We start from the raw sequence: 18772 nt of genomic DNA, 5'->3' as shown, positions 1-18772 counted from the left end.
AGCTGTCCCCCCTTGAAACTGTATAACCTAAATAATTCTAACTCTTGTGGGGTTGGCATTCCTGCCCCCTGAATATTTGAAAAAGAGATAAAATGACTCTAGGTTGTAGGATGATGTCTACAATATTTAATTTCGTCACAAGTTAAATGTAAAAATTGAGTCCTCATGTCTAACTTGCCACCACTGAATACAGAAACAATCTGGGCTATTCTTAATGATCAAATAGATGATACCATAGTCAATCAATTAGTATGGTACTATCTAGGCTATCGCTATGACTCTTCCGCTACTAAGTGGGATAATAGCCAAGTCACATCAGAATGGCGAGATGATTACCCAGAACCGCCCGATTTCATTGATAGCCGTCCAGCAACAGTGAAATTAACTCGTTCCATTCCTCAAGAAAATAAACAAATACTCAAAGAAAAATTGGGTTTTAAAGGTTACAAAATTGGTGAATTTGGACCTCGACAGACTCGCAGAGCAACAGCAGCCAATTGGTTATTAAGTTATTTACAAGGAATAAACGGTAGCATTCAGTAAATTTTTTTAGCGCTTGAAGATTTGCATGTTAAAGAACTTACACGTAGCGGTAGGGCATTCCGTTCTTAAAGGCAAGAGCTTCCTAAGCAATAGCCGGATTGTCTTGGCAGCTTAGACTGTACTCGAAGACTAAAGTTTAAAATTATATCACTAAATCTAACCCTAGTCAATTTGCTCTTGACCCGCTCCCTAAAACTCGGTACAGATGAACAGTGAAACAGTCAGTGAGACTCGAATGCTGGAAATTCAGCGGTGGGGAGTTTGCAAAAATCTAATTAATCATTTTTTTTAATATTTTTTCAAAAAAGAATAAGAAAATAATTTAATTATTAAATTGTAGTGATATATAATAAAAGCTGTACTATCCTATAATAGTATGTAATCAAAGGAAACTCAGCAGAAAATTTTACTTTACCTATGATAAAGTAATTTTCACAAATAGCTGTCAGGGATGAGTAAAGAATAGATTCATACTTGATTAGGTATTTATATCAATTTTTATTAATGAACTAATAAATAATTTTATGGCAAGCGCCATTGAATCGATTTTGTTTGCACCTTATAATCAGGGAGCCTATTAATGAGGCTCCTTTTTCTTGCAGTATCAAGATATCTTAATAACTGCTTGACCATAAAATAGTGTTTATAAGTATAAATGCAGGGTGTAATCAACTTCATAGCTAAAAGTGATGAAAAAACAACAATTGAGGGCTTGTGCATTGATTTCGACCTTTGGAAAAATATGTATAAATTATCGCATTAATATTTTAAGCTGAGTAAATTAACTCAGTTTCTAGAAGCCCGGTTGTTGAATTTATGCAGATTTTAAGGAATCAAATAGGATTTTTCTGGTGAAATCGCGAATTTAACAGCCCAAAGTCCTGATTATTTTAATAATCTATAACTCAGTGTTGTAGATTTGATTTAGAATAATATATTAACTTTACCCCAGAGGATGTTTGAAAAATCCCAAGGGAATATCATTTGCTACTATACCCATGGTGGAATCTAGAAAAACTCCAGGTTTTGAGTCTTGACCAGTTTTGAGTAAGGTAATGCCTGGATGTCTACAAATCATTGATTAACATCCTCTTTTGAAGAATCGCAAAAATCACCAGTTTGGCTCTATGCACAATAAATTATTTAATACTAACATCAAGAGTTCGCACGTATTATTAACCCCCAATGAAGTCAAAACAAAATTACCTTTAACTCAATTAGCTGAACACAATGTTTGGCAATATAGACAGGAGATTAAAAACATCCTAGATTTTCAGGACAGGAGAAAATTCATTGTAGTTGGCCCATGCTCAATTCATGACCCAGAAGCAGCGCTGGAGTACGCCCATAAATTGAAAGTTTTATCTGAAAGAGTCAAGAATAAACTGCTACTCATCATGAGGGTGTACTTTGAAAAACCGCGCACTACAGTGGGATGGAAAGGACTAATTAATGATCCAGATATGGATGATTCTTTCCATGTAGAAAAAGGTTTATTAACAGCACGTGGTCTACTGCTAAAAATCGTAGAGTTGGGTTTGGCCGCTGGTACAGAGGCACTAGACCCTATCATACCTCAATATATTAGTGAGTTTATCACATGGTCTGCCATTGGTGCCAGAACTACTGAATCACAGACCCATCGTGAAATGGCCAGTGGGCTTTCCATGCCTGTAGGTTTTAAAAATGGTACTGATGGTAATATTCAAGTAGCTTTAAATGCTTTACAATCAGCCCAAAGTCCTCATAGTTTCTTAGGTATTAATCATAAAGGACAAGTGAGTGTATTTGAAACTAGGGGAAATCCCTATGGTCATGTTATCTTACGCGGTGGTAGTCAGCCTAACTTTGAAGCAGCAAGTATTAAACTGGTAGAAGAAAAATTAAAACAGGCTAATTTATCACCAAGAATTGTCATCGACTGTAGCCACGGAAATACTAATAAAGATTACAAGCTACAACCCTATGTATTAGACAATGTCATTCAACAAATAGTTGATGGTAATACATCAATAGTGGGTGTAATGCTCGAATCAAACTTACACGAGGGTAATCAACCCATAACCAGTAACCCAGAAGAATTAAAGTATGGTGTTTCTGTAACCGACAAGTGTATTAATTGGGAGGAAACAGAAAGGATTATTTTGGCTGCTTACCAAAAACTCAATTAGTTGCTAGGGTAGGAGTTGACCAAGCAGTTGAAATATCGACATACTATCTGATACAGCCAAAATACTGATTGCTGATTAATACCAACAATTTGGCGGCTGTGATATCATGGGAGATTGCTGCATACATTTAACATAACTAGAAACTGAATCTATCATGGCTCTGACGCAACAGCGCAAACAAGAAATCATGTCGAACTATCAAGTTCACGAAACCGATACTGGTTCTGTCGAAGTTCAAGTTGCCATGCTGAGCGATCGCATTAGTCGCCTCAGCTTACATCTCCAGGCAAATAAAAATGACCATTCCTCCCGTCGGGGACTATTGAAGATGATTGGTCAGCGCAAGCGTCTTCTCTCCTATATTCAAAAAGGCAGTCGGGAAAAATATCAAGATTTAATTGCCCGTTTGGGTATTCGTGGGTAGGAATTATCGCTTATGTCTGCTGAAGAATCTGAGCGCAGCCCCTTACCTTTTGAACCAAAAACCAAGCGCCAAAAACCTACCAAGGGCACAGGTAAACCACAAGCACAGCCTAAGAGGGTAGAAAAACCCCCTACCAAGCAGCCGCCTTTCACTAAAGAAGAAATGGCCATTCCCGAGGTTGTTAGCCAAAGGATGATCCGCAGGGTGGCGGGGTTCTGTGGTATACCTACAGCTTTGGGTATTACAACCTTAATAGTCAGTTATTTACTGGCTAGGTATACAGATATCCAACTGCCTCCCATTGCCGTGTTATTAGTGAATATGGGATTATTTGGTATTGGAGTTTTGGGGATTACTTATGGTGTTCTTTCTTCCTCTTGGGATGAAGAAAGACCAGGGAGCCTCTTGGGTCTAGGGGAGTTTAGTACCAATTGGGGTCGAATGGTGGAAGTGTGGCGCGAAACTCGGCAAAAAAATCTATGAGCCTTGGCGCTCAGGTACCAGACTAACTGCGGTATGGGGTAGATTGTGAAGTTAGGCAATTTTACCTAACTTCCAAGTTTATAAGTAATAATTGGATATGTGTAGTTCAAACCGATACAGAGCAGCTAAACTACTGAGTGCCTGATTTTTTAAATTCAATAAAATAAACAATATAATGTGTCTCCTACTTGTTTGAGGTTTGATTCAAATAATCAGGTAATTTTATATGATTATAGTCATGAAAAGCGGTTCCCCAGAAATGGAAATCAACCGCATTAGCCAGGAACTTACTACCTGGGGACTCATACCAGAAAAAATCATCGGTCAACACAAGGTGGTAATTGGTCTGGTGGGTGAAACAGCCAGTTTAGACCCGTTACAGATTCAGGAACTCAGCCCATGGATTGAGCAGGTATTGCGGGTAGAGTTACCATACAAACGGGCCAGCCGCCAGTTTCGACATGGACAAGCCTCTGAGGTAGTGGTTAATACTCCCGATGGTGATGTTGTATTTGGTGAACACCATCCTTTAGTAGTTGTTGCTGGCCCTTGCTCCGTAGAAAATGAAGAAATGATTGTGGAAACAGCCCAGCGGGTAAAAGCGGCTGGAGCGAAGTTTTTACGTGGTGGGGCGTACAAACCCCGGACTTCACCCTATGCCTTCCAAGGTCATGGTGAGAGTGCTTTAGAATTGTTGGCTCGGGCGCGGCAAGCTAGTGGTTTAGGTATTATTACTGAGGTAATGGATGCTGCGGACTTGGATATGATCGCCGATGTGGCTGATGTGATTCAGGTGGGAGCTAGGAATATGCAAAATTTCTCCCTGCTCAAAAAGGTGGGGGCGCAACCAAAACCAGTGCTTCTAAAGCGAGGCATGGCTGCTACTATTGAAGATTGGTTGATGGCAGCTGAGTATATTTTAGCTGGGGGAAACTCTAATGTAATTCTATGTGAGCGGGGAATTCGGACTTTTGACCGTCAACACACTCGCAATACTTTAGATTTATCTGTGGTGCCGGTATTACGGAAGCTAACTCACTTACCTATTATGATTGACCCCAGTCATGGTACGGGTTGGTCGGATTTCGTACCTGCTATGGCTATGGCTGCGATCGCCGCTGGAACCGATTCCCTGATGATTGAAGTCCACCCCAACCCAGCCAAAGCTTTATCTGATGGACCCCAATCTCTAACACCAGAACGTTTTGATTCTTTAATGCAGGAATTAGCAGTGATTGGTGAGGCCGTGAGACGTTGGCCCCAACCGGTGGTTGCTACAGCTAACTCCTAACTGGGAGTGTTTGCGGCACGCTACGGCGTAGCGTGCCGCAAAGTTTACCTTCTTCTACCAGAACCAAAAGAGCGGCTGGGACTACGTGTAGAACGTCCACCAGAACCAAAACCAGTACCAGTATTGCGTCTAGTGGTACCGGAACTATTAGAAGGTCTGAGATTACTGCTACCAAAACCAGAACCAGAGGGGCGATTGGTGGTATTCGTCGGTGGTGTAGTGCGTACAGTTGAACTACCAGGGGATGATCTTCTAATTGTTCCCGTGGTGCGGAAATTCGTGCGGTTGCGCTCCACTGCAGGTGGTGCATTGTAGCGAGTCCGATAGTTATTCACTGCTTGATTATAGGTACTACCATAACCACCGTAACCAGTTAGCACCCCTCCTGATTGATAAGCAGGGGGTACATAGTATTGGGGTCTAAATAACATATTACCGATTACCTGACCGGCGATGTTACCAGCTACAGCCCCGGCAAAAGGTGCCCAGAAGTTGCTTTCTCTGCGGACTACTACGGTTTCTTGTTGTCCTGTTTGGGGATTAGTTTGTACTTCAGTGACGTTGTGGACGTACTCAATTTTAAAGTCTTCTGTCATATACAAGGCTGGTTCTCCGTTTTCCACCTTCAAAGAAGTCTTTTTTCCCTCCTGGATTTGCTCATCGGTCAGCCTTGCCATTTGCAAATTTTCAGTTTTAAAGGTTGGGGGTCTACTGTTGAGTAAAAACAGTGTATACTCCCCAGTGCCATCGTCAAAACTAGCTTGTTGCACCTGATACTCACCATCACTGAGCTTAGTAGCTGTAGATCCGGTGCTCATACTTCTAGTTTCTGGGGTGGTTTGGTTAGAATTACCACAGGCTACGGTTGTTAAGCACAAAGTCAGTGCTAAAAAAATCACTGTAAATCTTCGTAATATGCTCATGGGCGTTTTACTATTTCTTATTTTTCAGCTTAACAAGGTTTTATGGGGGTGGGAATGTAGAGACTACCCAACCAGTTACAAAGGAATTAATTCTGGGTAATATTGCAAAAGCTGATCATTGGTGAGTTGATCTCCTAACTGTGCTGGGGAAAAATGTACTTGAATGGCGCGCAGTTTTTCTTGATAGTGCAGATTGATTAAAGCTTTTAAACCATCTTTTAATGCGCGGATATTGGACAAGTCCGTTTCTAAATTGGGAACTTCTCCTTCATAAGCTACAGTCAACATGACAATCACATTCCGGGTTACAGGTATGGAAAAGGATTGATCTACATCGGAGGTGGAACTAATATCAAGGTCTGCACCGTAGCGTTGGGCCGAATCACTAAATAATTCGTTGACGTAATCTCCGGCTTCACCTTCATCCCAAAATACTTCACCTTCATTGGCAGCGGATAACCAAGCTTGATCATATCGTAATAGGGTTTCGCAAATTTCGACTAATCCTTCTCCTAGTTGTTGCAGGTCACCTTCCGCCTCTATGGCATCTCTGGCTGTACTATTTAATACTCCCAAGACTGGTGCAACATCGGAGCCGGCTAAATGCACAAACAAGCGACAAACTACATAGCGAGTCCGACCCATCATTCTGTTAAAGGCACGCATTTGCTTTCTCCATAATTGTGACTACTACACTAATACAGGGCATTTTATCTGAGTGGGTACGCCAGGGCACCGCACCGATGCCCACCCCACAAGATTTATGATATTAAGGTGTGTACTTTATTTACTTCAAAAGTGCTGTAAGGTGACTTTGACAGGACTATTGATAGATATAACGTTTCTGGGTTGAGTAGGTACACCAACCCTATAGTTAAAATCAAAAAAGATGAAAATTGGTATTTTGGGACTGGGACTCATAGGCGGTTCTTTGGGTTATGATTTGCGATCGCTTGGTCATTATGTTTTAGGGGTGACTCGTCAGGAGTCTACCTGTAACCGTGCGATCGCTCTTGGTATTGTTGATCAAGCATCTGTGGACATGAGTTTGTTAGCTACCGCAGAAGTGGTATTTATTTGTACACCCATAGGTATGATTATACCGCAATTGCAGCAGCTAATTAATTATTTACCTGCCACTACTGTGATCACTGATGTTGGTTCAGTTAAAGCCCCCATAGTCCAGAACATCGCCCCTGTATGGGAAAATTTTATTGGTGGTCATCCCATGGCCGGAACAGCAGATAGTGGTATAGATGCAGCACAACGGCATTTATTTATGGGTAGACCCTATGTCCTGACCCCAGATGCAACCACACCCAAAACAGCGATTTCAGTTGTAGCAGAAATTGTGCGATCGCTGGGGGCAAATATTTATTATTGCCCACCGGAGCAACATGACCGAGCGGTGAGTTTAATTTCCCATTTACCTGTCATGGTGAGTGCGGCCTTAATTGCTACTTGTATGGGTGAAACAGACTCCCAAGTACTGCAACTAGCCCAAAATCTTGCTAGTTCAGGTTTTCGCGATACCAGCCGAGTGGGCGGCGGTAATCCTGAATTAGGAGTAATGATGGCACAATATAACCGCCAAGCATTACTGAGTTCATTACATCAATATCGCCAAAGGCTAGATGAGTTAACTAACCTGATTGAACAGCAAGATTGGCAAGGTTTAGGATTAAAATTACAGTCTAACGGTGAAGATAGACCCAAGTTTGTCGATTAACCCGCGACTAGGCCACAATATCATATCCTCAGGGCCTTATCCGTGCCATCTACAGGAATATAGTTGACTAAAAATTTTTTTTGTGTTAGCTTCAAAAAAGAATAAAAAAATCTCACATAACGCAATTAAATAGTTGCGTTCATGTATTCCAAAGGAGAAACTCAGTATGGAAGGCTCTGGCAGTAGTAACAGCCAAGTCATATGCAACATGATGGTTATTGTCGGGGAATCTGAAGAAGACGAACCTGGCGGTAACTTGCTGGCGGTATCTCAGAAGGATTGGCATTTAGCCTAGAGCTAACTAGTTCATCTGCGAGTAACCGCCAGCGCTACAGGTAGTTACTCGTAAATTAGGAGATGAACTATAAAACCAAAAATTTAATTTCTAGTCAATAGCTTAGTTATGTGATTTCTTGGCTGTTTGCATCTCCAAGAATTTACAGGTTCACTTATGAATAAATGTGTTAGGTGTGGTTGCTTAACCTCAATCCTAGGACATTTGCTGGGAACCTAAATACCATACCATGATCACTTACTGAACATATTGTTGAGCCACATAGTGATTAATTTCTGAAATGTCTCTACTGTGTAGAACATTTATAGCATTTCCCATGCTCGTGAGGTACACAGTTGTTTAGTTTCAGGGAACAGGGAACAGGGAACAGGGAATAGGCAATTGATGTGTAGTTCATTAGCCTGAAAAAGGCTATATAAATATCTCAGATGTAATAACTGGGTATTCTTGGTGTGTTTATAAATGTCTAATCATCGAGAATATACTGACATTTTCTCAGAGAAAATTACTGAAAATTACCTAACGAAAACAAGGGGTTACATCATGCGTGTACTTGCAATGATGATCAAAACGTTAGTAAAAACATTGGTAGAAATTGCTGTTCAAACCTTAGTTGAAACAGTAGTAGAAACGGTTGTGACTGCAATTAAATCTAGAGTCACAAATCAATTGTCAAGAAACTCATAAGCTGCTTGCAAAAGCAAATCATGACAACAAACAGGGATACAAATATGTTGCACATGAAATGGAATTTAAATGACCAAGGTCGTCTATATGCTACTTGGGTAAACACCGAGAAATTACCAGATTGCTGGAAGAATGACGAGGAGATGTTACAAGAGTTGTGGCTTGTCCATAATTTATATGCAGCATTAGATGCAGTATTTATGAATGGGAGTCAAGTGGCTTAAATTCTGCTACTAAGCCAGACAGAGACGAGAACGCCTCTCAAAAGTATAGAGCTAGTCGCGACTGGGTATTGTCGCGACTAGAAACCGACACATTTGGGAACTACACCACGGATGAATCCGGGGGGTTCCAACTTAATACGGAAGTTTCGTTTACCGTTGTTGCACTGAGCAGATAGCAGCGATGGCGGAAATTATGCTGACTAAATTTAATAATTACTGAGTGTGAGGTGTAACATGCGTCAAAATGCTTTCAGTGACTTATCCTTAAAGCCTACTGCTTTGGAAGCAGCTAAACAAACTGCAAACCATTTAAAATTTAATGATTTAGTGCGATCGCTCAGTAGAGTTGAACCCAAGAAACGGGTTTTAGCTTTCCGATTACTAGAAAAAAGTAAAGCTCTAGAAGTATTTGAATACTTAACTCCTGATAAGCAAGCAGACTTGATTCGGGAAATGGAAAATCCCGAAGTAATCAGTGTTCTGGAAGCTTTGGACGCAGATGATCGAGTCAAGTTATTTGAAGAATTACCTGCAAAGATTACCAAGCGGTTAATTGCTAGCTTAAGTCCCGAAGCCAGAGCTAGTGTTAATTTACTCTTAGGTTATCCAGAAAAAAGCGCTGGAAGACTAATGAATCTGCGCTACCTAGCCGTCCGTAATCACATTACTGCTGGTGCTGCTTTGGCTTCAGTACGGGAATCCAACCTGAAAGATGATGAGCTAGATATGGTATTTCTGATTGACTCCCAGAGATTTTATCGGGGATTTATTCGCACAGTGCGGTTAATCAAAGTTAATCCGGAAACACCAATTGAAATGTTATTAGATGGGACAAATGTAGCTGTACGCGCCACGGATTCAGAAATGCAAGCAGCGCAAATGCTCAAAGATTATAATCTCCCAGCGGTACCTGTAGTAGATAGTGAAGGAAGACTGTTAGGGGATATCACCTTTGATGATGTCATTGACCTGATTCAGGAAGAGGCCACCGAAGCAGCTTTATCCCAAGCTGGTGTAGGTAACCTGTTAACCAGAGACAAAGTTTGGAGCGATCGCCTGATTAGGGGAAACGCTTGGTATGCAATTAGACTAAGAATTTTGTTCTTAATCATCACCCTCATTGGCGGTATGCTCGTAGGTGGACTAATTGAGCAGTTTGAAGAAGTTTTGGGATCTGTGGTTGCAGCTGCTGTGTTTATTCCCTTAGTCATGGACATGGGGGGTAACGTCGGTACTCAGTCTACAACCATCTTTGCCCGAGGACTAGCTTGGAATCATATTAATCTGAGCCAATTCATCCCCTATTTACTCAGAGAAATTCGCATCGGTGGGATAATGGGTATAATTTTAGGTGGAACTGCTGGGGTAATTGCCTATGTATGGCAGGGTATACCTAATGGAGTACCTTTACTAGGATTAGCAGTAGGAATTGCCTTATTTTGTGTAGTCACATTGGGTGCGTTACTGGGTGCAATCCTACCCTGGATTATGTTAAAATCGGGCTTTGACCATGCTACTGGTGCTGACCCGTTTATTACCACCGTTAAAGACTTTACAGGCTTATGGATTTACTTCTCCTTAGTAGGATTACTATTAGGCATTGAAGCATAAATATTAATCTCACCTGCTTTTTCCAGCCTGCGATTTTCCCCAAACCTCAAATTGTAGTGTGTGTTATGGCAACCCGTAAAGTACCAATAATTTGGTACTTTAACCTTTTAATAACCTTTTTTTGACTTGGGAGTGAAAATAATATCTTATCAGTAATTTACTCAAGGAGCTAAAGGATGACGTGGCAGGACTTTGGAATTCGTTTAGTAATAGCATTTGTCCTAGGTTCGGCCATTGGACTCGAACGACAATGGCGACAACGCCTAGCAGGACTGCGAACTAATACTTTAGTCTGTGTTGGAGCTTGTTTATTCGTCATGCTGTCAGTTCTCATCCCTAGCGATGCTAGTCCTACGCGCCTAGCGGCTCAAGTGGTTTCTGGTATCGGTTTTTTAGCCGGGGGCGTGATTTTGCGAGAAGGGCTAACGGTACGCGGGCTCAATACCGCAGCCAGTCTATGGTGTGCCGCCGCCGTGGGTTGTTTATCTGGGGCGGGTTTTTTTTCCCAAGCATTTATGGGTTCGGTGGCGGTTCTCATAGCTAATGTACTTTTGCGTCCGCTGGTGTATCAAATAAATCAGCAATCCCTCAAGGGAACGGAAGTAGAATTATGTTATCGTTGCTCTTTGGTTTGCCGCAGTAAGGATGAAGCTCACGTCCGCGCCCTACTACTCCAAGCACTCAGCAGTACTAATGCTATGAAGTTACGTTCTCTCAATAGCGAAGATTTAGAAGAATCGGACAACGTAGAAGTAGAAGCAGACTTATTAACCCAAGAGCGCAACGATAACTTATTGGAACAAATTGTTAGCCGCTTAAGCCTAGAACCGGGTATTAGTGCAGTTAGTTGGCGCATTATTGAACAAGAGTTTGGTTGATACTACTGTGATAATTCTTTATTCTGCCTAAAGTTGAGAATTTCTTGCTAGCATCTACAGGCATTATAGATGTAGATATAGAAAGATAAATTTTCAAATGACCATATACTTTTATAAGGTGTGGCAACCTTATGGCTGTTTTTCTAACTTTTCTCCCCACGGTATCCAAATTCGTGGTACTTACTGGCCCACTGTAGAGCATTATTATCAAGCACAAAAGTTTGTCGGCAGTGTAGATGCAGTCATTATACCTGTCATTCATGATGCCGAAACCCCGGAAGCCGCCGCAGCTTTGGGTCGCTGTCCTAGTCGCCAACTGCGTCCAGACTGGGAGATGGTTAAAACTCAAGTGATGGCGGAAGCTGTACTCAAAAAGTTTCTGACTCATGGGGAAATTCAACAAATTCTCCTGAACACAGGTCATCAAACCCTAGTGGAAAATTCCCCCACCGATTATTTCTGGGGGTGTGGGGCGCAAAAAACTGGTCAAAACCATCTTGGTAAAATTCTCATGGCTGTGCGTGGGCAAATCCGCGCCTCACAACTTTCTACGTCATTCATCGGAGAAGGTAAGCTAAATTAGTTACTGTAATCTTACTGTCTCAAGGGAGTTACTCACAACTATGAGGTCAACTCCTTTAGATGGGAGAGTGTCACAAGTGCCTAGTTAATTGTAAACTAGTAGAACAATCTTACTTAGCGCCTTATGTCAATTATTGCGCTCAGGTCATGGTATATTCAAGATTATGAGCCGATCGCACAACTGGAAAAACGTCCCCCTGATCTTCGCCTGAGTAAAAAAAGTTTGCTCAAATCAGCATTAAGAGCCGATTTCCTGGAAGATATTGACCATGTTCGTCAATCTGACTGGTTTGGGCGCTATCTAGAGGGGGAAACCATTGAGTTTTATATTGAAGGTAGCGGTGGTTATTGCGTGGCTAACATTGACTTGATTAGTCACGAAATTTATTTCACTAAACAGGCTTTATTGTCTCAGTCGGAACCAACAATTTTTTTATCTTCCCAAGTAGAGTATCCAGTAGCTAGTGATGTCCTCCGGGAAGAGTTGCAAACAAGTTTAGATTCTTTGAACTTGCGATCGCGTGTAACTTTAACATTACTAGAGTCTCACCGCCCCGGTCATGCTGCCATTAAACTCACCCGTGCTATGATGAGGAAAATCCGCAGGTGTTTGTTATTCATTGCCGATACTACCCCAATTACCAGCATTTCTAGTCAAGAAACCAATAAATTAATCCCTAGCCCTCATGTCTGTGTAGACATTGGCTATGCTCTTCATAGTAAGCGTCCTGAACAAATTTTGTTGGCACAGATGCAACGCTCAGACTGTGAGGGAGAATTTCCCTTTGATTTACCTACACAACAAATTATCACATTCCAAGATAGTCAGGAACTACATAAAATCCTGACTCCATCTCTAGAAATGCAGTTAGCCAGATTTAAATTATTCTTTTAAAGATTAGTGGCAATTGCTTGTACAGGACAGGTAGGGATACACTGTTCACAGACAATACAGCGCGATCGCGTGAATGTCAACTTGTATGTTTCCGGTTGTAAGCTGAGGGCTTCCGTAGGGCAAACCCCAGTACACAAACCACAATGTACACAGACATCCTCATCAATGACAATTTCACCTAAGTTGTGAGAAACATTGATATGCTGCGATCGCATCCACTCAATAGCTTCATTTAAGCGGTCAATATCTCCAGATAACTCTACCACAAGTTTGCCAATTTGGTTAGGAGCCACTTGGGCGCGGATAATATTGGCAGCAACGTTAAATTCTTTAGCCAGTACGTAAGTTACTGGCATTTGAATAGCCCGTTTAGGAAAAGTAAGGGTAACTCGTTTTTTCACAGGTTTAGTAGGGACTTTCGTGTTAGTGTTAAAATCTTAACTCTAGGGCGATAGCGAAACGCTGCTGTTAAAGGCGATCGCCATTCTATTACTTTCCTTCCCCGTGGTTAGCCATAAGGCTTTGTTGAAGTTATGTAAAAGCCTGTTTAAAAGGATGTATAATCAATGGAGAATATCCATCAAAGATTGAAATTAGGATACAGGCTTAACTTTTTAGCATCAGGAGGACAAAACAATGACAGTAAAACTTACTATGTCGTCCCTCTACGCTAAACTATCCAAAATTGGGTTAAACCAAGACTATGTAAAAAATCATGGTTTACCAAGTTGGTGGAATGATGAACTCAACGATAAACCCATGGCTGTGTTAGAAGGGGCTGGTTATATCGCTGATCACCTTAACCTTAACTTAGAATCCTTGTTGGTAGAAGAAAACATTAGGTTTAATTCCTCCGCTCCTACTAAGTTTAAGCAGCATAACAGCAGAAATCAGGATCACCCTTATCTAGCTCAAGCTTTAGCTAGTCGGGTAGCTGAGTTAACTGCCTACGGTACGGAAGCCAATTTTACATCTTTACCCACTGATGTTAAGAAAATTAGAGCAGAAATTTTAACAAATCATACAACTGTTAATTTAAAATCCTTACTCGAATATTGTTGGAGTAAGGGCATAGTTGTTGTTTATTTTAACAATTTTCCTCCCAAGATCAAGAAGTTTGCTGCATTAATTCAATGGAAGTTTAATAGTCCTGTAATCATTCTCAGTTCCAAATATAAATACTCTGCTAGATTAGCTTTTGACTTAGCCCATGAATTAGGTCACTTAGCATTAGGACATCTAAAAGAAGGTATTTTAGTTGATGAAAAAATAAAGTATGATTGTAATCAAAATGATGATGATGAATGTCAAGCAAATAAATTTGCTACTCAGTTATTATTAGGTGATTGTGATAATTGTTTAGAAGATCAGCGTATTCTTCACCATAACCAGTTAATTAAGTACGCTCAATTAATCTGTCAACAAAATCCTCATCTTGATGTGGTCTCAATTGTACTTAATTATGGTTGGCATACAAAGAAAAACTGGGGTTTTGTTCAGGAAGCTTTAAAGAAATTAGACCCATTAGCTAATGGTCAACAGATTGTTAATGAATATTTAGCTGATAGATTAGACTGGGACAAGTTTAATGATGAAAGCTATGAGTATTTAGAAAAAGTCTTAGGAGTTTAATTTTGTCAGGGTCATTTTACTGTTTAGATAATGATATTATTCTTAAACTGGCTACCTGCGATTTATTTAATGAAACCCTGACGACATTTGAGATTAATGCAAGTCAAATACAAATACTTGATAGTTTCAAATATAAATTTGATGTAAACAGGCAAATTAAACGTACAAGAGGGAATAAATCCGACAATAATTATACAAAATTTGATATTAAAAAAGCATTAGAAATCGTTGAAAATTGTGTAACTCTTTCAGAGCATAATCCTAATATTGATAGAGATATTTATTTGAAACTGATGGATTCTTGTAGAAGAAGCAATGATAAAACAGATACAATTGATCAAGGAGAAGCAATTTTAATCAGTTATATTTTCTACCTGAGTCAACAGGGTTATACCAATAATTATTTATTAACCCACGATAAATGCTGTTTAAGGGCTTTAATCAAGTCTGGTTTGACTGAGATTATTGAAAATCTTGAGGGTAGAATTTGGTGTTTAGAGCAATTGATTTTTAAGTATATTGAAAAATTTGGTTTTGATATAATACAAACAAAAGTTTACCCTAGCCGATATTGTGACCAGAATATAAAAATGATATTTGGTTATAGTATCAAAGCAACAGAAGAGGTAGTAAAAGAAAATTTGAACAGAGAAATTATAGTATTAAGACGAGAGACTGGTAACTTACTTTATCCTTATCCCTAATTCTTATAGTATTTTCCATGCTCGTGAGGTACAAAGTTTTTTAGTTTGAGGGAACACACCGAACACCGGAACACTGTAATAGGAAATTTGTGTATACTTCATTAACCTGAAAAAGGTGCGCGCTGCTGTTATAGGCGATCGCCCCCGTCTCAAAGTTCCTATCACCACTTCCGGGGTTGAAAATCCGGCTCATTTAAAATCACCACATCATCACCGCACAGACCCAAAACAAATAAAACTTAACCAGAACGGTTTAAAATTTACGTTTAATGCTACACGGGGAGCCAGGGGTTATAAACCCCCGTCTAATAGCTCAAGTCAGATAAATCTGACTAGAAAATCATGTATGTGATCATAGTCTAGACCGCCAATAAACCTTTGCGTACCTTTGCGCCAACCTTTGCGCCCCTTTGCGTTTAACAACAGATAGTGAATATAAACGAATAGATCACAGATCAGATGGGGGGTTTTATCTCTACCCTAAGATAGATGACAAACTTACACTTATTCCAACTTGAAGTTATTTACACTTGTATAAATTTTAATAAACTGTCTGCTAAATTACTGTCGGCTATCCTCTATATTTAAATTTCTCCCCTTCTATATCCCTGATTTTCCCCATGTCCAGACTTTTGATTAGTCAGTACCAAGCAGAAGTAGCCAAAATTATCCAGTTTGGCGGTTCCCGTAAAGAAACTTCTATTCGCGTGGCTTTTCAAAACCTCTTGAATGAATATTGCAAACCTAGGGACTTTCTACTAATTCCCGAATTGGATTTTAAATTACCCAATGGTAAACTAGTTTATCCCGATGGCACCGTTAAAGATGCCTTGCGTTTAGATTGGGGTTACTGGGAAAGTAAAGACCAATATGATAACTTAGATGAAGAAATAGACAAAAAGTTAAATAAAGGTTATCCTAGTAGTAATATTCTCTTTGAAGATTCCCAAACTGCGGTTTTAATTCAAAACGCCACAGAAACCCAGCGGGTATCGATGAAAGATACTGAAGCTCTAGATACACTAATTACCAACTTTATTAATTATGTCAGACCGGAAGTTAGAGATTTTCGGTCAGCTATAGATAGTTTTAGGCAAGATTTACCCAACATCTTAGATTATCTCAGAGATTTGATTGATAGTCAAGGGGAAACTAACAGTAAATTTGAAGCAGCAAGGAATAAGTTTTGGTCAATCTGTCAGGAGTCCATTAACCCAGAAATCAGTTTAATTGATATTCGGGAAATGATGATTCAGCACATCCTCACAGAGGATATTTTTCTCAATATTTTTAACGAGTCTCAGTTTCACACAGAAAACAATGTCGCGCGGGAGTTACAAGGGGTAATTGCTACCTTCTTTACTGGAAGTGTAAAGCGTAATGCTTTAGGGAGTATTGAAAGGTATTATGCAGTCATTCGGCGCACTGCGGCTAATATTGCTAATCATCAGGAAAAACAGAGATTTCTCAAGTCTTTGTATGAGAACTTTTATAAAGCTTATAACCCCAAAGCAGCGGATAGGTTGGGAATTGTCTATACTCCTAACGAGATTGTCCGGTTTATGATTGAAAGCACCGACTTTTTAGTACATAAACATTTTGGAAAGTTGTTAGCTGATAGGGATGTAGAGATTTTAGACCCAGCGACGGGTACGGGAACCTTTGTGACTGAGTTGATTGATTATTTACCTGCTCATTGCTTAGAGTACAAGTATAAGCATGAGATCCACTGTAATGAGGTGGCGATTTTACCTTATTATATTGCCAATTTGAATATTGAGTACACCTATAAGCAGAAGATGGGGGTGTATGAGGAGTTTGAGAATATCTGTTTTGTGGATACTTTAGATAATACCCTGTTTGTGGGTAAGCAGATGGATCTGTTTGCGATGAGTGTGGAGAATACAGCGAGGATTAAAAGACAGAATGACCGAACTATTTCGGTGATTATTGGCAATCCTCCTTATAATGCTAAACAGGAGAATTTTAATGATGATAATGCTAATCGGGGTTATGATGCCATAGATAGGTTAATTAAGGGAACTTACGTTAAATATAGTCAAGCTCAAAATAATATTGTCCTCTATGATATGTATACCCGGTTTATTAGATGGGCGTCTGATAGGTTGGGTAATAATGGGATTATTGCTTTTATTTGTAATAGTTCTTTTATTGATAGTATCACATTTGACGGGTTTAGAAAGTCTGTCAGTGATGATTTTAATTACATTTACGTTATAGATTTACATGGGGATGTCAGGAAAAATCCTAAACTTTCAGGAACTACACATAATGTTTTTGGGATTCAAACTGGTGTAGCTATTATCTTCATGGTGAAAAAACCAGATAGTGATTTTAATAGATGTCAAATATTTTATCTTCGTCGTCCAGAATTTGAAACAGCAGGTGAGAAGTTAGGATTTTTATCTAATACCAAGTTTAATCAAATTCCTTTTGAACATATTACACCGGATAAAAAGTATAACTGGATAAATCAAACTGATAATGATTTTGATAGTCTTTTACCTGTGGTTGATAAGGGTGTGAAAGCAGGTAAAGCACAAGAAGCTGTATTTAAGTTGTTCTCTAGGGGTGTAGCAACTCAACGAGATGAGTGGGTTTATGATTTATCTGTGAAAAATTTAATAGCTAAGATGAAATGGTTTGTAAAAATTTATCAAAGTCAATTTGAAAAATCACCAGAAGCAGAACTGTCTCAAGAAATAAAATGGGACGATGATTTAAGAACTTACTTTCAACGAAAAATACAGAAAAAATTTGACAAAATTAGCATAATAACAAGTTTATATAGACCATTTTATAAACAGAATTTATATTTCGATAAGCATTTTAATGGTAGAACATATCAATGGTTTACTATTCATAATAGTAATGACTTAGAAAATAAATATATAGCTTTCTCCGGTATTGGTTCAAGTAAATATTTTCACTGTCTTAGTTCTAATTTAATAATTGGATTAGATACAATTGAAAAAACTCAATGTCTCCCCCTGTACAGCTACGACAAGGAAGGAAAGCGCACAGATAACATCACCGACTGGGGACTAGAACAAATTCACACCCATTACCAAGACACAACAATTACTAAAATAGATATCTTTCACTACACCTATGGGGTGCTACATAACCCAGAGTACCGCCAAAAATACGAACTCAATTTAAAACGGGACTTTCCCCGGTTACCTTTATATGATAACTTTCGCCAATGGGTAGACTGGGGTAAACAACTCATGGATTTACATATTAACTATGAAACCGTCACACCCTACAAACTCAGTCGGGTTGATATTCCTTTAAAGGGTAACCAAAGCACACCCAAGCCAAAGTTAAAGGTTGATAAAACCAAAGGAAGTATTATCTTAGATGATGTCACCACATTACAAGGTATACCTAGTATAGCATGGGAATATATGCTAGGCAATCGTTGCGCCTTGGAGTGGATTTTAGATCAATATAAGGAGAAGAAACCCAAAGACCCCACTATTGCGGAAAAGTTCAACACTTACCGGTTTGCAGACTATAAACAACAGGTAATAGATTTATTAATGCGCGTGTGTAGAGTCAGTGTAGAAACCATGAATATAGTTAATCAGATGTCTGATAGCTAGGGAGACAGGCGATCGCCCTGGGTTGAAAAATTCCGTTTGATACTACACGGGGAACCGGGGGTTAGAAACCC

General features: G+C 39.6%; 19 protein-coding genes. 16 read left to right on the top strand and 3 right to left on the bottom strand.

Annotated features, from left to right (window positions below; all coding sequences use genetic code 11):
• Positions 1–165 precede the first annotated feature (165 nt).
• The 5 genes from IM676_RS01750 (at position 166) to aroF (ending at position 4912) form a co-directional block, all read left to right on the top strand.
• Entirely contained in the window at positions 166–543 is a 378-nt protein-coding gene (locus IM676_RS01750; RefSeq protein WP_200988708.1) for a DUF1823 family protein, read from the top strand.
• Between the two features lie 1127 nt (positions 544–1670).
• On the top strand, positions 1671–2714 hold the full coding sequence (locus IM676_RS01745) for a 3-deoxy-7-phosphoheptulonate synthase (RefSeq protein ID WP_200988707.1): 1044 nt from the start codon (positions 1671–1673) through the stop codon (positions 2712–2714).
• Positions 2715–2868: 154 nt separating this feature from the next.
• A complete protein-coding gene (gene rpsO / locus IM676_RS01740; RefSeq protein WP_200988706.1) occupies positions 2869–3138 on the top strand; it encodes a 30S ribosomal protein S15 in 270 nt (89 codons plus the stop codon).
• A gap of 12 nt (positions 3139–3150) precedes the next feature.
• A complete protein-coding gene (locus IM676_RS01735) occupies positions 3151–3621 on the top strand; it encodes a PAM68 family protein (protein ID WP_200988705.1) in 471 nt (156 codons plus the stop codon).
• 226 nt (positions 3622–3847) lie between these two features.
• Complete coding sequence (aroF, locus tag IM676_RS01730; protein ID WP_200988704.1) at positions 3848–4912, top strand: 3-deoxy-7-phosphoheptulonate synthase; 1065 nt, start codon at positions 3848–3850, stop codon at positions 4910–4912.
• A 44-nt stretch (positions 4913–4956) separates the two neighbouring features.
• Here the strand turns inward: aroF and IM676_RS01725 are convergent, their stop codons facing one another.
• Positions 4957–5835 carry a hypothetical protein gene (locus tag IM676_RS01725; RefSeq protein WP_200988703.1) on the bottom strand — a complete coding sequence of 293 codons (879 nt, stop codon included), beginning with the start codon at positions 5833–5835 and terminating at the stop codon, positions 4957–4959.
• Positions 5836–5910: 75 nt separating this feature from the next.
• On the bottom strand, positions 5911–6501 hold the full coding sequence (locus tag IM676_RS01720; RefSeq protein WP_200988702.1) for a DUF1517 domain-containing protein: 591 nt from the start codon (positions 6499–6501) through the stop codon (positions 5911–5913).
• Positions 6502–6724: 223 nt separating this feature from the next.
• Here IM676_RS01720 and IM676_RS01715 point away from each other — a divergent pair, with 223 nt between their 5' ends.
• From IM676_RS01715 to IM676_RS01685, 8 genes are all read left to right on the top strand, one after another.
• Positions 6725–7564, top strand: coding sequence for a prephenate/arogenate dehydrogenase (locus IM676_RS01715; RefSeq protein ID WP_200988701.1), 840 nt, complete (start codon positions 6725–6727; stop codon positions 7562–7564).
• Positions 7565–7730: 166 nt separating this feature from the next.
• Positions 7731–7859, top strand: a complete 129-nt coding sequence (locus IM676_RS19975; RefSeq protein WP_263973158.1) for a hypothetical protein — start codon at positions 7731–7733, stop codon at positions 7857–7859.
• Between the two features lie 543 nt (positions 7860–8402).
• On the top strand, positions 8403–8546 hold the full coding sequence (locus IM676_RS01710; RefSeq protein ID WP_200988700.1) for a hypothetical protein: 144 nt from the start codon (positions 8403–8405) through the stop codon (positions 8544–8546).
• A gap of 20 nt (positions 8547–8566) precedes the next feature.
• Positions 8567–8770, top strand: a complete 204-nt coding sequence (locus IM676_RS01705) for a hypothetical protein (protein ID WP_225880428.1) — start codon at positions 8567–8569, stop codon at positions 8768–8770.
• A gap of 234 nt (positions 8771–9004) precedes the next feature.
• A complete protein-coding gene (gene mgtE / locus IM676_RS01700; RefSeq protein WP_200988698.1) occupies positions 9005–10381 on the top strand; it encodes a magnesium transporter in 1377 nt (458 codons plus the stop codon).
• A gap of 176 nt (positions 10382–10557) precedes the next feature.
• A complete protein-coding gene (locus tag IM676_RS01695; RefSeq protein WP_200988697.1) occupies positions 10558–11259 on the top strand; it encodes an MgtC/SapB family protein in 702 nt (233 codons plus the stop codon).
• Positions 11260–11356: 97 nt separating this feature from the next.
• Positions 11357–11842 carry an NADAR family protein gene (locus IM676_RS01690; RefSeq protein WP_200988696.1) on the top strand — a complete coding sequence of 162 codons (486 nt, stop codon included), beginning with the start codon at positions 11357–11359 and terminating at the stop codon, positions 11840–11842.
• A gap of 123 nt (positions 11843–11965) precedes the next feature.
• The gene (locus tag IM676_RS01685; RefSeq protein WP_200988695.1) at positions 11966–12736 is read left to right on the top strand and encodes a hypothetical protein; all 771 of its coding nucleotides are present in this window, start codon (positions 11966–11968) and stop codon (positions 12734–12736) included.
• Here the strand turns inward: IM676_RS01685 and IM676_RS01680 are convergent.
• The gene (locus IM676_RS01680) at positions 12733–13137 is read right to left on the bottom strand and encodes an NIL domain-containing protein (protein ID WP_200988694.1); all 405 of its coding nucleotides are present in this window, start codon (positions 13135–13137) and stop codon (positions 12733–12735) included. The genes IM676_RS01685 and IM676_RS01680 overlap by 4 nt on opposite strands.
• Positions 13138–13372: 235 nt before the next feature.
• Here IM676_RS01680 and IM676_RS01675 point away from each other — a divergent pair, with 235 nt between their 5' ends.
• From IM676_RS01675 to IM676_RS01665, 3 genes are all read left to right on the top strand, one after another.
• The gene (locus IM676_RS01675) at positions 13373–14368 is read left to right on the top strand and encodes an ImmA/IrrE family metallo-endopeptidase (RefSeq protein ID WP_200988693.1); all 996 of its coding nucleotides are present in this window, start codon (positions 13373–13375) and stop codon (positions 14366–14368) included.
• Between the two features lie 2 nt (positions 14369–14370).
• Entirely contained in the window at positions 14371–15072 is a 702-nt protein-coding gene (locus IM676_RS01670; protein ID WP_200988692.1) for a hypothetical protein, read from the top strand.
• 620 nt (positions 15073–15692) lie between these two features.
• Positions 15693–18701 carry a type ISP restriction/modification enzyme gene (locus IM676_RS01665; protein ID WP_200988691.1) on the top strand — a complete coding sequence of 1003 codons (3009 nt, stop codon included), beginning with the start codon at positions 15693–15695 and terminating at the stop codon, positions 18699–18701.
• The last annotated feature ends 71 nt before the right edge of the window (positions 18702–18772 follow it).

The sequence above is a fragment of the Anabaenopsis elenkinii CCIBt3563 genome, assembly GCF_015245355.1.
GTDB classification, from domain to species: domain Bacteria; phylum Cyanobacteriota; class Cyanobacteriia; order Cyanobacteriales; family Nostocaceae; genus Anabaenopsis; species Anabaenopsis elenkinii.
The sequence above is the reverse complement of the archived record's forward strand: the minus strand, read 5'-3'. Positions and strand labels throughout refer to the sequence as shown.

What these genes read in the sequence shown, in the direction of transcription:
- IM676_RS19975 (WP_263973158.1), top strand. Translation starts at nt 7,731, where the DNA reads ATGGAAGGCTCTGGCAGTAGTAACAGCCAAGTCATATGCAACATGATG.
- IM676_RS01750 (WP_200988708.1), top strand. Translation starts at nt 166, where the DNA reads ATGTCTAACTTGCCACCACTGAATACAGAAACAATCTGGGCTATTCTT.
- aroF (WP_200988704.1), top strand. Translation starts at nt 3,848, where the DNA reads ATGATTATAGTCATGAAAAGCGGTTCCCCAGAAATGGAAATCAACCGC.
- IM676_RS01745 (WP_200988707.1), top strand. Translation starts at nt 1,671, where the DNA reads ATGCACAATAAATTATTTAATACTAACATCAAGAGTTCGCACGTATTA.
- IM676_RS01725 (WP_200988703.1), bottom strand. Translation starts at nt 5,835, where the DNA reads ATGAGCATATTACGAAGATTTACAGTGATTTTTTTAGCACTGACTTTG.
- IM676_RS01675 (WP_200988693.1), top strand. Translation starts at nt 13,373, where the DNA reads ATGACAGTAAAACTTACTATGTCGTCCCTCTACGCTAAACTATCCAAA.
- IM676_RS01720 (WP_200988702.1), bottom strand. Translation starts at nt 6,501, where the DNA reads ATGCGTGCCTTTAACAGAATGATGGGTCGGACTCGCTATGTAGTTTGT.
- IM676_RS01705 (WP_225880428.1), top strand. Translation starts at nt 8,567, where the DNA reads ATGACAACAAACAGGGATACAAATATGTTGCACATGAAATGGAATTTA.
- IM676_RS01695 (WP_200988697.1), top strand. Translation starts at nt 10,558, where the DNA reads ATGACGTGGCAGGACTTTGGAATTCGTTTAGTAATAGCATTTGTCCTA.
- IM676_RS01710 (WP_200988700.1), top strand. Translation starts at nt 8,403, where the DNA reads ATGCGTGTACTTGCAATGATGATCAAAACGTTAGTAAAAACATTGGTA.
- IM676_RS01685 (WP_200988695.1), top strand. Translation starts at nt 11,966, where the DNA reads ATGTCAATTATTGCGCTCAGGTCATGGTATATTCAAGATTATGAGCCG.
- IM676_RS01735 (WP_200988705.1), top strand. Translation starts at nt 3,151, where the DNA reads ATGTCTGCTGAAGAATCTGAGCGCAGCCCCTTACCTTTTGAACCAAAA.
- IM676_RS01665 (WP_200988691.1), top strand. Translation starts at nt 15,693, where the DNA reads ATGTCCAGACTTTTGATTAGTCAGTACCAAGCAGAAGTAGCCAAAATT.
- mgtE (WP_200988698.1), top strand. Translation starts at nt 9,005, where the DNA reads ATGCGTCAAAATGCTTTCAGTGACTTATCCTTAAAGCCTACTGCTTTG.
- IM676_RS01690 (WP_200988696.1), top strand. Translation starts at nt 11,357, where the DNA reads ATGACCATATACTTTTATAAGGTGTGGCAACCTTATGGCTGTTTTTCT.
- rpsO (WP_200988706.1), top strand. Translation starts at nt 2,869, where the DNA reads ATGGCTCTGACGCAACAGCGCAAACAAGAAATCATGTCGAACTATCAA.
- IM676_RS01715 (WP_200988701.1), top strand. Translation starts at nt 6,725, where the DNA reads ATGAAAATTGGTATTTTGGGACTGGGACTCATAGGCGGTTCTTTGGGT.